The organism is Hymenobacter swuensis DY53, from assembly GCF_000576555.1.
Classification (GTDB): domain Bacteria; phylum Bacteroidota; class Bacteroidia; order Cytophagales; family Hymenobacteraceae; genus Hymenobacter; species Hymenobacter swuensis.
Window position 1 is genome coordinate 4117721 of the sequence record NZ_CP007145.1, and the last position, 14610, is coordinate 4132330.

Sequence of the window (14610 nt, forward strand, 5' to 3'; positions counted from 1 at the left end):
AAATAGCCGCGCCTTGACGGGCAGCTTTTCAACAACTTTCGGCGCCTTCTTCAACCAACCCGGCAGTAAGACCCTACAAGCCGCCCTGCTTGTGCGCGGAACTTCTCCTGCCGCTGGTTAGATGGAGAAAAACCCGATTTGGTTGAGAGTACACGCAACGTTGGTTGAATTACTTGACTCTACGCCTGAAATACCCGCTACGTTTACATCGTTTCGTTGCTGATTCTTTTCGCTCCGATGCTGTCGGGCTTCGCTATTCTCTTGTATCATTCTCTATGAAGCAGCTATTCTCCCTGCTCCTGCTGGCCGCCGTGGCCTCCTCCACCGTGCACGCCCAGACCTCTCTCTCAGTAGTTGCTGCTCCGGCCGCCAAAGGCCCCGGCCGCCTTAGTGGCCGCGTGGTGGATGCCGCCACCCAGAAACCCGTGGAATATGCCACCGTGGCTTTATTGCCCGCTACCGGCACCACGCCGCTACTGGGCGGCACCTGCGACGCCGACGGCAAGTTTGAGCTGCGCGACCTGCCTACCGGCTCTTTTCGGCTGCAGATTAGCTTTGTGGGCTACGGCAGCCGCCTGGAAAACGTAACCATCACCGCCGAGCCCCAGACACTGGGCACGCTGGCCCTGACGGCTTCGGCCCAGAACCTGGGCGGCGTGACGGTAACCGGGGAGCGGCCGGTGGTAGAAACCAAGCCCGACCGCCTTGTGTACAATGCCGACCAGGACGCCAGCAACACCGGCGGCACTGTGGCCGACATCCTGCGCAAAACTCCGCTGGTGAACCTCGATGGGGAGGGTAACGTGCAGTTGCGGGGCACAGGCAACGTGCGGATTCTCATCAACAATAAGCCTTCCGCTTTACTGGCGGGCAACCTGGCGGAAGCGTTGAAGCAGATTCCAGCCGACCAGGTGAAGGCCATTGAAGTCATCACGTCACCCTCGGCAAAGTACGATGCGGAGGGCTCAGGCGGAGTCATCAACATTGTGCTTAAGAAGAATACGCTGCAGGGCACCAGTGGCAGCGTGGGCGCCAGCGGCGGCAACCGCAACCAAGGCCTCAATGGCAGTCTGAACGCCAAACGGGGCGTATTTGGGGTGAATACCAAGCTCAGCGGCTTCCGCAACCTGTACCCGTTCAGGAGCAGTACCGCCCGCACCAGCTTCCTACCCGACGGCACCACCGGCCAGCTGACCGAGCGCACTACGTCGCGCAACCAGGGCCAGGGCGGCTACGGCCAGGTAGAGCTGACGTATGATCCGTCGCCACTGCACAGCTTTACCCTCAGCGGCAACGGCAACCTTTACGCCAATGATGCGCCGCAGCAGCTGTTCAACCAGTACCAGGGCCAGCCCGCGCTGGATACGCTTTATACCCGCGACATCAACCGCCAGGACCAGAACCGCAGCTTCGACCTGAATGCGGGCTACACCCGCACCTTTGGAGATAAGCAGCCCCGCCGCGAGTGGAGCGTGCTGGCCCAGCACACCAACAACCGGAACCGCGAGCAGTACCGTCTTGACCAGTACGGTGCCCCGGAGGTACGCACCGGGCCGCTGGAGTACCAGGAAGCCAGCCGCAACCTGGCCCGCAACCTCGAAACCACCTTCCAGACCGATTACACGCAGCCTTTCGGGGAGAAGAATACGCTGGAACTTGGGGCCAAGCATATCCGCCGACAGGTCAGCAGCGACTACACACTGGATACCTTGCTCACCGGCCAGCAGCCCGGTTTTGTGCGTAGTGCGCTCCGCTCCAACCGGTTCGATTACGACCAGAACGTACTGGCCGCCTACGGTACCTACAATTTCTCGCTGGGCAAAAAATATGCGTTCAGCCTGGGCACGCGACTGGAGCGCACCGGCATTGCGGGCGAGTTTCAGAACGAGGCCGGCCGCTTCCGGAATGACTACCTGAACGTGCTGCCGAACCTGAACGCCACCCGTACCCTCCGGAAAGATGGCGAAACGCTGCGCCTGAGCTATTCGCGGCGCATTCAGCGGCCCCACATCTACTACCTGAACCCCTACGTGAACCAGGTGACGCCCAACTCGGTGAACTTCGGCAACCCCGAGCTGCGCCCCGAGCTGGCCCAGTTGCTGGAACTGACGTACGGCACGTTTGGGGAGAAATTCTCGCTGAACGCCTCGGGTTTCGTGCGGCGCGTGGGCAATTCAATTGAGCGTGTGAGCATCTATAATCAGGAACGCGCCCGCAACGAAACCACCTACGGCAACCTGGCCACCAACACCAACTACGGTCTGAACCTGTACGGCTCCTGGAAACCACTCACGGGTTGGGACCTGAGCAGCAACATCAGCGGTGACTATACCAACTTGCGCAGCCGCCAGCTGAACCGCGTCAGTCGCCGCGCTTCCGCGTACATGAACCTCAACTCCTCCCTGAAGCTGGGTAAAACCTACGTGGTGCAGGGCTACGGCGGCTTCTGGACGGGCGGCGTGGAATTGCAGACGCGCTACTCCGGCGGGGTGTACTACGGCCTAAGTCTAAAGAAAACGCTGCTTAAGGAAAAGGCCGACCTCACGCTGGGTGCCAACAACTTCTTGGCCTCCGGCCGCGAGTTCCGCAGCACCACTACCACCCCCGATTTCATCAATCAGGGCGTTTTCTACTCCTACCAGCGCAACGTGCGCCTCTCCTTCAACTACCGCTTCGGCAAGCTGGAGGGCGGCCAGCGCCAACGCAAAAGCATCCGCAACGACGACTCCAAAGGCGGCAGCGGCGGCGGTCAGCAGGGCGGGTAAGGTTGAACTATTGAGCGTAGAAGGCAATAGAGAACGTCATTCCGAGCAGAGTCGAGGAATGACGTTCTGCTTTATCTATTCACCCATTCCAGATTTCCCAGGCGGCTTCGGCCTGGAGGCAAAGCATTTCGAACCCGTTTTTGGTGTGGGCACCCCGGGCCTGGCCACGCTGCATAAACTCGGTTTCGCGCGGGTTGTAGATAAGGTCGTAGAGGTAGTGCTGACTGGTGAGGGCCTCGTACGGAATGGGCGGGCACTCTTCTACGGCCGGGAAGGTGCCCAGCGGCGTGGTATTGATAATCAGGCGGTGCTCCTGCAGCAGATGCGGCGTCAACTCGTCATAGGTAAGGCCCGCGCCCAGTGGGTTGCGCGACACCACCCAGTAGCCGATACCCAGTTCTTTCAGCGCCACTTCCACTGCCTTCGAGGCCCCGCCACTGCCCAGCACCAACGCCCGAACCTCAGCAAGTGGCCCCTTGGGCAGGAAACTGCGCACGGAGTCACGGAAGCCGATGTAATCCGTATTGTGCCCAATCAACTGGCCGTCGGCTCGGAACTCAATGACATTGACGGCCCCTACCCGCGCCGCCGACGGCGCTACTTCATTTAGGAACGGCCACACCTGCTCCTTGTACGGAATGGTTACGTTGAGCCCCTGCAGATCTGGATGCCGGGCCAGTAGTGCGGGCAACTCATTCATCGTAGCCAGTTCAAACAACTCATAGCGGTAATCGGGCAGCTCAAGGTTATGGAATTTCTGGGTGAAGTAAGTCTGGGAGAAGGAATGCTTCAAAGAGCGGCCTAGCAATCCAAATTCGGGCATAATGCGGGGTAGCTGATGGGGCGGTAAGCAACAAAAAAAACCGCCCCGGCCAAAGCGGCCGAGTCGGTTTCTCCTTTAAATCCAATGGTTTCCGATTACGCTACCGGCCGGCTTTTGGTACGCCGCTCCTTGATGAACTCATATACCGCTGGCAGTACCGACAGCACAATGATAGCCACTACCACCAACGAGAAGTTTTTCTGCACCATCGGAATCTGCCCAAACAGGTAACCGGCTCCGGTAAGCAGCAACACCCACAGCACCGCTCCCACCACGTTATAGGAGAGAAACTTACTGTAGCTCATGGTACCTACGCCCGCCACAAACGGCGCGAACGTGCGAATAATGGGAATAAAACGGGCCATGATAATGGTTTTGGCTCCGTGCTTCTGGTAGAAAGCCTGGGTGCGCTCCAGATGCTCACGCTTTAGAAAGCGAGAATTCTCGCGGAATACGCGTGGCCCCAGATAGTCGCCGATGTGGTAGTTGAGCGTATCGCCGAGCACGGCGGCCACAATCAGCAGGCCCATCATCACCCAGATATTCAGTGGTGAACCGGGCAGGTGCGCCAACGCCCCGGCCGCGAATAGCAACGAGTCGCCGGGCAGGAAGGGCAGTACTACTACCCCGGTTTCCACGAAGATGATCAGGAAAAGAATGGCGTACGTCCAGGTGCCGTAGTCCTGAATAATCTCAGCCAAGTGCTTATCGAGGTGGAGAATAAAGTCGAGCAGATGCTTCAGAATTTCCATAGGTTGGGGTTGAGCCTGCAAAGAAAGCACATGCCCGGCAAACCACCTGCGGGCAAGGACTAAGCGGCAGGTTTATGCAGTACCAGCAGGCGGTTGTAGCGCTCTACTTCCAGGTCGCGCACTACAAATCCTAAGTCGCTTAGGAACTCCGGTAGTTCCTGCCCGTCGGGCCACAGCTCGGTTGTCGTCAGCAGGTTGAACAGTACATATCCGCCCGGCAGGACTAGGCGGTATAGCTGCCGCCAGAAACCGGCATCATGCAAGCCGGCCGGTAAGTCAAGGTCCAGAAACAGATCCACCACCACTAAGGCAAAGTTGGCTTCAGGAGCTGTTTTCACCCACTCAAACGCATCGGCGCACACAACCTGCAACTGGGCATCGGCCCGAATACCAAACTCCGCCGCCGCCAGCCGGATAATGGCGGCATCCAGTTCCACGGCGGTAACCGGCGCGATAAGGCCCCGTTCCTGCCGCAGCAGCTTCACTACTGAGCCGCCGCCCAGCCCCAATACTAGGGCCGGTTCGGTGGGCTTGGTGGGAGCAAACAGCAGGCCGTAGCGCAATACCCGCTCCAGGGAGCCGTAGCTATAATTCGCATGGACCGTGTTCAGCTCTTTGTGTCCCCGGTGCAGCGTAATCTCTAGTTGGCCGCTGTACTCCGAGGAAACCCGGCGCGTAAGTGGCATGAGGTAACTCAGGCCCTGACGCAGCAGTTGGAGCAGCTTGTTCATAAGCCGTAAAGGTAGGGCGCTATGTCTCGTCAACCGGACCGGCAGTACGCACAAAATCCCCCGCTACTAGAGGGCAGCGGGGGATTTTTGAGAAGGTCATATGTGGAGAAGCCTACCGGGCAGCCACGCGCCAGAGTGTATCGGCTGCATCGTCGGCTACCAGCAAGGAGCCATCGGGCAGGGCCGTAATGCCTACGGGCCGTCCGTACACTTCTTTATCCGCCGCGTTGGCGACGAAGCCCGTCAGAAAATCTTCCATCGGGCCGCTGGGCTTGCCATTCTGGAAGGGCACAAACACCACTTTGTAACCTGAGAACTCGGAACGGTTCCAAGAGCCATGCTGCCCGATAAACGCGCCGTTGCGGTACTTGGCCGGAAACTTATCGGCCTTATAGAAAGCCAAGCCCAAGGAGGCCGTGTGCGGCCCCAGAGCCACCTCGGGAACTACTGTCTGCTGAACCAGATCAGGCCGCTCCCCTTTCCGGCGGGGGTCTTCGTGCTGACCAAAGTAGGCGTAAGGCCAGCCGTAGAACTTGCCGGGCTGCACGCTCGTCAGGTAATCAGGCACCAGCTCGTCGCCCAACTCGTCCCGCTCATTCACAGCCGACCACAGTGTTTGCGTGCCGGGAGCCCAGTCCAGCCCCACGGGGTTGCGCAGGCCGGCGGCATACACCCGTTCCCCGCTCCCATCGGGGTTGATTTCGAGCACATTGGCCCGGCGCTCCTCTTCCTTGATACCATGTTCCGCCACGTTGGAGGCTGAGCCTACCGATATGTATATCTTTTTGCCTTCGGGCCCGGCCAACAGGTTGCGCGTCCAGTGGTTGTTGTAGCCCCCAGCCGGCAGATCCATGATTTTCGTGCCTTTGCCACTGATTTTAGTTTGACCAGCTTGGTAAGGATAGCGCCACACGCCATCCGTATTGGCCACGTAGAAATAACTATCCAGCACCAACATACCAAACGGCTGATTCAACCCCGTCAGAAAGGTTTCCCGGGTCTCCGGCTGGCCGTCCTTGTTGGCATCCCGGAGCAGCGTAATGCGGTTGGCACTACTGGCCCGCATCGATTTGGAAGGATCCAGCTTCAGTTGGGCCACCACTTTCTCTTTGGTATCCGTGGGCACGGTATTGGCCTCGGCAACCAGCACGTCGCCGTTGGGCAGCACGTAGGTATTGCGGGGGCTTACCAGGTCGCCGGCGTATTTGGTTACTACAAAACCGGCCGGGGCTACGGGCATTTTGCCTGCTGGCCAGCCAATTACTTTGCTGCGCTTGGTGGTTGATTTGGTGGCGTAAGGCTGCGGCAGATCCACCGGGCTGGTAGCAGTGGCTACCGTATCGGCGGGGGTAGTGGCAGCCGCTTCTGCCTTTTCCTGTTTGCTGGGTCCACTGCAGGCACTCAGCAGAGCCAGGCCGGCTAAAGCCGGCACAAAAGTAGTTCGGTTCATTGAGCAAGAGACGGTATCAGACAAAAGAAGCCCGAACCACACGTTGGTCCGGGCTTCTCTCTTACTGATTTCTGGCTGTTGGGGTTAGCGGCTCAATGCTCTTGCTGCAAACTACTACCCGCGCGGCATGGAGGTACCGGGGCGGCCGGCTGCTTTAGGCTCGGGCTTGAACATCTCGTCCACGTTGTCAAGGTCGAGGAAGTCCAGGAACGTGTCGCCGCGCAGGCCCAGGCGGATAGTTTCGAGGCTGATGATTTCGTTGGGCGCAATGTTGCCCAAGTTCACGTTCGGCCCCAGCAGCTTGATGAACCACACCTGCTGCGCCTTCTGCGGAGCTTCCCAGATGATTTTCTCGAACGGAATCTGGGTCAGAATTTCCTCTACCAACCCCGAGCGCACCTCCCCGGTGCTCCGGAACAGGCCCACATTGCCGGCCTCCCGGGCTTCGCCAATCACCTTCACGGCACCGGCTTCCAGCTCCGTTTTCATCTGCGAAATCCACTTGTAGGGCGGAATGATCTTCTCCGCGTCCTTGGAGCCCACTTCGCTCAGCACCTTCACATCTTTCGATAAAGTGCGGATGAATTCCAGCTTTTTATCGTGGTTCAGGTCCAAGGAGCCATCCGAAACTTCCACGTACTCCATCCCGAACTGGTCGAGCAGCCGACGGTAATCGTCGAACTGGTTGCGGATGATGAAGGCCTCAAACAACGTACCGCCGAAGTACACCGGAATACCCGCCTCCTTATACACGGCCAGCTTGCGTTTCAGGTTTGGGTTCACGTACGACGTGGCCCACCCGAGCTTCACAATGTCAGTATACTCGGCGCCGACCTCCAGGAAGTCTTCCACTTCGCGGACGCTCAGGCCTTTATCCATGACCATGGTAAAGCCTTGCTCACGCGGTTTGAGGGTGCGCTCGGGCAGTTGGTTGAGGGTGTAATTCATATACAGGAAAGGCTTGGAATTTGCAGGACCCGACCACGCAGAGGCTGCCGGAAACTTCATCGAAAAAACAACGGCCGTAAAAGTACGCCCGAATTCTGTAAGTGGGTCTTTGGGAAGTGTAAGAGGAAAAAGGAAAAGTCAACGTGCACACGTCAGCTCGAAGTATCGGGCTTGATGTGCACGTTGACTTTTTCCTTTTCCTCTTACACTTTCTCTACTTCCGGTACTGGTCAATCAGGCGGGCCAGGGCCTTCTGCGACTCCAGCTCCGGGAAGTAGTCGAACAGCAGCCGATGCTTATCGAAATCCAGCACCAAGGCGTTTTCCAGGCACTGATACGCTTCCCTGTAACGGCCGGCAGCCAACAGGTACGCGCATAATCTGTAGTGCAGTTCGGCTTCCATCGGCTGGATTTCCACGGCATTGCGCATTAAATCAATGGCCCCATCGAAGTTTCCCTGCTCATACAGCAGGATACTCCAGTTCAGCCACACGTCCTTATTCTCAGGGCCGACCTCGGAAGCTTTTTCGTAGGCCTCAATGGCCGATACCACGTTGCCAATCTGGAATTCGGCGGCGGCCAGGGCCAGCCAGTATTCCACGCTTTCTGCGTACAGGCCCACAGCCTTCCGAAAGAAATGAATGGCTTCAAAGTACTTTTCCTGCGCGTTCATCACGATGCCGATACCGAACCATGCTTCATCCATTTCCGGATTCAGGTCAATAGCCCGCTGGTAGAACCGACGGGCCAGATCCCACTCCGCCAGTTTTTCATGACACTCTCCAATGTTGCACAGGGCCTCGGCAGAAGGCTCGCCTTCCGGATAGCTCAACTCAAACTCGCTAATGGCCGCGCGGTACCGCTCCATGCTTACGTAGGTGCTGGCCAGGTAGCCGTGAGCCTCGTAGAGCTTGCTGTCAATCAGCAGGGCGTAATCAAAAGCACTAACGGCGTCATCGAGCTGGTTGGCGCGTAGGTAGGCCTGTCCCAGGTTGTACCACGCAATAGCCGAGTACGGATCCTCATCGGTGAAGCGGCGGAAGAACTCCAGGTTCTTTTCCAGCCGCTCGCTCACTTCCAGACAATAGAGCAGTTCCTGCACCGCAATATCGTTGTCGGGGTTCAGGCGCAGGCTTTGCTTGTAATACTTGGCAGCGCTTTTGAACTTCTGCCAGCTCTGGTAGGCTAGGCCAAGGTTGAAAAAGATATCATCCCGGTCCTCGGTGCGCTCAGCAGCCTGCTGGAAATACGCCACCGCCTCGGCAAACTCGCCCTTCTGGGTGGCAATGATGCCGCGCGTTACGGCCACATCGGGGTTGTCGGGGTCGAGGTGCGCCACGTCCTCAATCTGGGTGCTGGCGGCAGCGTATTCGCCCTTCATGGCCAGTACCTGCGAGCGGTCAATAAGTAGTTCGGTACTGAAAGGATATTGCGCAATGGCGGCCTCACAGGCTTGTAAGGCTTTTTCGTACTGCGTGTTGGACGTATAATGGTCGATGATATTTTCAAAATCGGCCAAATCAAAAAACACCGGCTCGTTGTGGGCTACCATGTCCTCAAACCGGCGCACGGTTGCCAGCACTTCGTCCCGGTCGTCAAAATTCTCGTTCATTCTCATGCGGCTACAATCAGCACGAGGCCGCCAAAACGGCAGCCTCCTGGGTGAGCAGGCAGATCTTCTCCTCAGAAAACAGCCCTGCCCTTAATATACAACAACCACACCGGACGCGGAAGCAGTGAGATGGTGAAATAGTGAGTGGAGAAAATAGCGAGTTTGCTGTTCTGTCGACGTACCAGATGCAAGCAGAACAGTACACGCACTATTTCACCAACTCCTGACAACACCACCGGATAGTTTCCGGCAAAGGTCGGAACTCCCAGCCCAACTCCCGCCGAATTTTATCGGCCTGGTACTCGGTAGGCCGACGGCCGGCGCGGGCAGTGTCTTTGGTGATGAGCGGGCGGGCTCCTGTCAGCAAAGAGCGAACATGCTCCAGACGCCAGATAGTTTCGGCGGCCCAGTCGGGCACGGCCGTGGTGGGCGGGCGCTTGCCGAAACAGGTGGCCGCCTGCGCCAGAAACTCCCGCAGCGGCAGGCTGCCCGCGCTCAGCACATACCGCTCACCTGTGCGGCTGGTATCCAAGGTAAGCCGAATGAGCGTTGTCACCACATCCCGCACATCCACCACGTTAACGCGCCCCGGCGTGTAAAACCAGTGCTCATCGTACGCGTATCGAAACAGGCGCGTGCTGCTCCGGTCCCAGTTGGCTGGCCCCAGGATAACGGAGGGGTTGACCATCACGGCCTGCAGGCCTTCCGAAACGCCCCGCCATACTTCCAGCTCGCCCAGGTATTTGGAGGTAGCATAGGCATTGTGGGCAGCCCCCAGGTCCCATTTGGCCTGCTCATCTACCAGTAGCGGGCCAGTAGTTGGCAATTCCGTTTCAGCGGGAGCCGGCCCGCTACCCAAGGCGGCCACCGAGGACACGAAGCCCAGCCGAATACCCGGCCGTTCCAGGCACGCATCCACCAGGTTAGCGACGCCTTCCATATTCACCCGCAACAGTTCTTCTTCGTCCTGGGGGGCATAGGAAACCAGTCCGGCGCAATGAAATACGTGCGTTACGCCCTCCAGCGCGTCCCGCAGGCCTAGTACATCCCGAATATCTCCCTGTATCCACTCTACCGCTTCGGCCGCCGAAATTTGGGGAATCTGCTGCCGGTACAACGCCCGGACCGGCAGCCCCCGGGCCACCAGCGCAGCTACCATGAAGCTCCCCACCAAACCGCTGCCGCCGGTAACAAAAATCATACGGGTAAGGAGTTGCGGCTTTTGGCCGGCGTTACAGACTAGTATTCAGAAGAGGCAGAGCCAAGGCTTTGGATAGGTAGCTGCTCGCCAGCACTTTCGTCCGGATATTTTCCAGATGCTTAAGATTGTGGGCATCGGTACCCAGCAGATCAACCAGGCCGGCGTCAATCAGCTTTTCCGCTACCCGCTTGGCTCCGGCCGAATAATAGCCAATCAGGGAGTTCAGATTTACCTGCAGCAGCACGCCCTCTTCCCGAATTCGTACCAGATCCTCGAAGCGGCCGTAGAGGTAGGTATACCGTTCCGGATGGGCCAGCACTGGCTGGTAACCGGCCGCTTTCAGCTTGAACACGGTTTCGGTGAGGTTGAAAGGCTCGTTGATATAAGACGTTTCTATCAGTACCAACCGTTGTGTTCCGCCAAAACTCAGTAGCTCCTCATTGCGCTCCAAGCGGGCGGCAAAACTTTCATCCAGATAGTACTCGGCGGCACATTCCAGCTGCACGTCGCCGAGGCCAGCCTGGGCAGCGGCCTGACGTAACGCCGCCAGCGCATTCCGGATACCTTCGGGCGTGTTGCGGTAAAAGTCGCCCATTACATGGGGGGTCATTACCAGCTTATGGTAGCCCAGTTCCCGCAGCCCGCGCAGCAGCTCCAGCGACTGTTCCAGCGTTTCGGCCCCATCATCCAAGCCTGGCAGCAAGTGGGAGTGCATATCAACGCCCAACACCGCCAACGATGGTGTTTCCGGAGCCGCAGCCCGACCAAACAGTTTCTGAAGAAAGGACATACGTGCCGTTGCCGCTGCTTAGGAAAACCGCTTACGCAGTCGGCTCAACAAGCCTTTAGGGGCAACTCCCGGGTCTTCGTAGTAGCCTTGGCCGTAGCCGTAGCCGTAGCCATACCCATAGCCGTAGCCATATCCACCTGTAGTCTGGGCGTCGTTCAGAATGGTGGTCAGCTTGGTGAAGCCGTTGGCCCGGATCAGCTTGTTAATATTTTTCAGGAACGACTTTTTGGAATAGTTGGCCCGCACAATGTAAATCGGCACATCGGCTTTACGCATAATCAGGATGCCATCCGTCACCAGACCCACCGGTGGCGTGTCAATTATGACTACATCGTACTGCTCATGCAGGCTTTTAATCAGCTCATCAAATCGGGCGCTCAGGATAAGTTCGGAGGGATTGGGAGGCGTAGGGCCGGCCGAGATGAAGTCGAGCGTTGGAATGCTAGTGTGCTGAATGCACTCCTGCCAAGTATGCTTCTCAATCAGAATAGTGCTTACGCCCTGCACGTTCTCTGCATCAAAGGCCAAATTCACTTTGGGCTTACGCATATCCAGATCCAGAATCACCACCCGTTGATCTGACGCCGCAATAATGCCAGCCAGGTTTACGGTAACAAAGGTTTTTCCCTCACCACTGATAGTGGAAGTAATGGAAATCAACCGTTTCTTTTTGGAAGTGGAAATGAACTCCAGGTTTGTGCGGATAGAGCGGATGGACTCCGAAATGGCTGATTTGGGGTTACGGTCCACCACCAGCTTCGACACCGCCATCTTCTCCTTATCGTAGGTCGGAATCACGCCCAGCACGGAGGCACTGGTATTGCGCTCCAGTTCCCGGATGTTGGTCACGGTATTATGCATCAGGTACCGCACCGCAATCAGGCCCAGACCCAGCACAATACCAGCGGCCAGACCAATGGCATATACCATTAGCTTCACGGGCGAAATGGGCACGGACGGCACCGTAGCCGGCGAAAGAATCTGGAAATCGGCCGTTATGCCGGCCATCGAAATACCATATTCAATCTTCTTATCCATCATCAGCATATTGTACTTTTCGTACAATCCCAGGGGTCGGGCCAAGCGAGCTTGCTCGGTCTGCTTCTCTGGTAAACCGCCCAGCTTGGCTTCCAGGTCGGCTTTTTTCTCCGCCATTTTAGCCAACTGCCGCCGTACCAACTGCTGGTTTTTGCGCAATAACTCCCGGATAATAGACTTGACGTTGGCAATTTCCGAACGGCGCAGCTTTACTGCGGTGGTCGTTTCCTGGTAGGATTTCAGCAACTGGCTCAAGTCCAGTTGCAAATCACTCAACTCGATAATTCGTTGTGTCAGCTGTCCGTCCTTTATGGTGCTTAGTGCCGGAATGGTTTGAAATACGTCACCATCCTCACGGTCTGTCAGCCGCTCCTGTTCTATCAGGCGCGCCAGTTCAGCCAGCATATCCGCCTGTTCCTGTAGCTGTTCCTGCTCTAACTCCTGCGCGGTAAGTTGATTGGTAACCAAACTGGCTTCTGACTTCACATCAAATACCCGGCTACGCCTCACAAAATCCTGCATATTGGATTCTGCCTGACCCAGTTTGTTGTCGTTGATATCAATCTGCTTGTCAATGTAGTTGGTAGCGCGTGCCATCGTTTCCTGCTTACGCAACAGCTTTTCCACTAGGTACACGGAGTCAATCTTATTGACAATATCCCGTGCCTTCACCGGGTTATGGTCGGTGAAGGCGATGCTGATAGTGCTGGCATCCGGATTCACGATTTCTACCGCTAGGTTCTGATTCAGATAGCCATTTACTGTACCATCGTCATTAATGACGAATGAATAGTTGGCCTCCGGATCAGCATTGGCATGCTGTGGCGTTTTATATACTTGCAGCGTAAACCCAGCTGCTTCTATGGGCTGGCCATAGCTCAACTCGCCGGTTTCCGTGCCACCATTGGGCAACTGCAGCCGAAAACGGTCGTTTTCCAACAACTGAAACCCTATTTTCTGGTTGAACAGGGCACCTTTTCCAGCCTTATACTCTACCCGAATCGGCGAAAGATTGTACAGTTCCGATTCCAACACGGTACCCTGCACGTAATAGTTCACATCCAGTGCCAGCGAGTCCTTCAGGCGCCGGTAGATGATGTCAGACTTGATCAGTTCAATCTCACCGGACAACTTGTTTAGGGTCTGCTTCTGTTCAGCGGCCTGCCCGATGTCGCCCAACAGGACGCCGGCTTCCGACTTTTCATCAATTTTCAGAGTAGAAGCTGCCTTGTACAGCGGGGGCGTATAGCGCAGAAACAGCCACGATGCCGTCACGCCCAGTACAATCAGCAGCAGCATCCAAGGCAGGCTCTTGCGAGCTACCATGAGCAGCGTGGTCAGATCAAGACTACCGCCTTCTTCCTCTTCTTCCGGTTCAGCCCCTGCGTTACGGATGAGCTCTTCTAGTTCAGCGTCTTCTTTCGCCGCCATGTAGCGCTGGTTAATGTCTGAAATGTAATAAGGAAAGGCAACCCACGCGGCTTACCTGATCTGGGAGATGATAAACACCGTGCTAGCCAGAGCCGACAGCGTACCAATCAGGGTGAACAGCGGTGTAATTTCCTGCAGACTCTCGTAGAAAGGCCGTCGGATGGGCTCAACATAAACGATATCATTAGGTTCCACCTGCAGGTTGGCCCGACGCATACCGTCAATAGTTGTCAGGTCGATAATCTGCACCTGCGGATTCTTGAGGCTCCCCCGAATCAGGCGGATGTTATCGGCGCGACCTACGCGGCTTTGTCCACTGGTACCTGCGGCGGCACCGTCAATGCCCCCAGCCGCCGCCAGCACTTCCAACAGGTTCATGTTATCGTTGGTCATCGGAATGACCTGCCCGGCCCCGCCAGCCGTAGCTCCCATCACAATGATGCGATTGTTGGAAATGCGGGTAGTCACGAATACATCCTTATAAAACTCGGTGTATTTCACCTGCAGCAGGCTGTCGGCTTGCAGCAAAGTCAGGCCGGCTACACGCTGGTAATTGACCAGCGGCAGTTTCACCACTCCGTCGTGCTGCACCAGAAACTCAGAACTTTGTCCGCTACCACCCCGAGCCCCGGAACCCACGGCACTACTACGGCCCGTAGTACCCGTTGTCTGGCGGTTAATTCCGCTGGCCCCACCCGTTGTGCCACTAGGGCTGCCAAACTGCAGTTCCCCATTGGGGTCCAGAATTCGCTCCCCGTTGTTGGTATAGACGTGCACTTCTAAGTAGTCGTTGGGCTGAATCAGGTAGTTGCGCTCCGCCCGGTTCACTACGTCACGCAGCCGGGCCGTATCAATGCGGCCGGCCCCGTCGGTTCGGAACAGAATGTTCTGTTGTTGAATCCGGCTCGCGCTGCAGGAGCCCAGGAACAAAGCAAGTGGTGCGCATAGCAGCCACAGACTCAGAAAACGGTGAAGAAGTAATTTTTGCATGCAAACCGGCTTGTACCGGGGTCAGATTCAGAAGCAACGGCAAAATTCTTCTCTTTGGTGAGCAGTTTTTGCCTAAAAA

The 14610-nt window shown here is 57.0% G+C and carries 11 protein-coding genes; 1 reads left to right on the plus strand and 10 read right to left on the minus strand.

The window, feature by feature from the left end:
* Positions 1-275 precede the first annotated feature (275 nt).
* Entirely contained in the window at positions 276-2765 is a 2490-nt protein-coding gene (locus HSW_RS19120; protein WP_044003310.1) for a TonB-dependent receptor domain-containing protein, read from the plus strand.
* Between the two features lie 79 nt (positions 2766-2844).
* Here HSW_RS19120 and HSW_RS19125 read toward each other — a convergent pair whose 3' ends face one another.
* The 10 genes from HSW_RS19125 to HSW_RS19170 all read right to left on the minus strand — a co-directional run bounded on the left by HSW_RS19125 (position 2845) and on the right by HSW_RS19170 (position 14531).
* Positions 2845-3588 carry a shikimate dehydrogenase family protein gene (locus HSW_RS19125; protein ID WP_044003311.1) on the minus strand — a complete coding sequence of 248 codons (744 nt, stop codon included), beginning with the start codon at positions 3586-3588 and terminating at the stop codon, positions 2845-2847.
* A gap of 95 nt (positions 3589-3683) precedes the next feature.
* The gene (locus HSW_RS19130; protein ID WP_044003313.1) at positions 3684-4340 is read right to left on the minus strand and encodes a DedA family protein; all 657 of its coding nucleotides are present in this window, start codon (positions 4338-4340) and stop codon (positions 3684-3686) included.
* Between the two features lie 59 nt (positions 4341-4399).
* On the minus strand, positions 4400-5071 hold the full coding sequence (locus HSW_RS19135) for a spermidine synthase (protein ID WP_052346624.1): 672 nt from the start codon (positions 5069-5071) through the stop codon (positions 4400-4402).
* Positions 5072-5183: 112 nt separating this feature from the next.
* Entirely contained in the window at positions 5184-6521 is a 1338-nt protein-coding gene (locus HSW_RS19140; protein ID WP_044003314.1) for a PQQ-dependent sugar dehydrogenase, read from the minus strand.
* A 114-nt stretch (positions 6522-6635) separates the two neighbouring features.
* A complete protein-coding gene (locus tag HSW_RS19145) occupies positions 6636-7469 on the minus strand; it encodes a phosphosulfolactate synthase (RefSeq protein WP_044005142.1) in 834 nt (277 codons plus the stop codon).
* A 214-nt stretch (positions 7470-7683) separates the two neighbouring features.
* Positions 7684-9081, minus strand: coding sequence for a tetratricopeptide repeat protein (locus HSW_RS19150; protein WP_044003316.1), 1398 nt, complete (start codon positions 9079-9081; stop codon positions 7684-7686).
* 208 nt (positions 9082-9289) lie between these two features.
* Positions 9290-10282: an NAD-dependent epimerase/dehydratase family protein gene (locus HSW_RS19155; RefSeq protein ID WP_044003318.1), complete on the minus strand. Its 993-nt coding sequence runs from the start codon at positions 10280-10282 to the stop codon at positions 9290-9292.
* Between the two features lie 31 nt (positions 10283-10313).
* Complete coding sequence (locus tag HSW_RS19160) at positions 10314-11072, minus strand: tyrosine-protein phosphatase (RefSeq protein WP_044003320.1); 759 nt, start codon at positions 11070-11072, stop codon at positions 10314-10316.
* A gap of 18 nt (positions 11073-11090) precedes the next feature.
* Positions 11091-13541, minus strand: coding sequence for a polysaccharide biosynthesis tyrosine autokinase (locus HSW_RS19165; protein WP_044003321.1), 2451 nt, complete (start codon positions 13539-13541; stop codon positions 11091-11093).
* A gap of 51 nt (positions 13542-13592) precedes the next feature.
* Positions 13593-14531 carry a polysaccharide biosynthesis/export family protein gene (locus tag HSW_RS19170; protein WP_071883144.1) on the minus strand — a complete coding sequence of 313 codons (939 nt, stop codon included), beginning with the start codon at positions 14529-14531 and terminating at the stop codon, positions 13593-13595.
* Positions 14532-14610 lie beyond the last annotated feature (79 nt).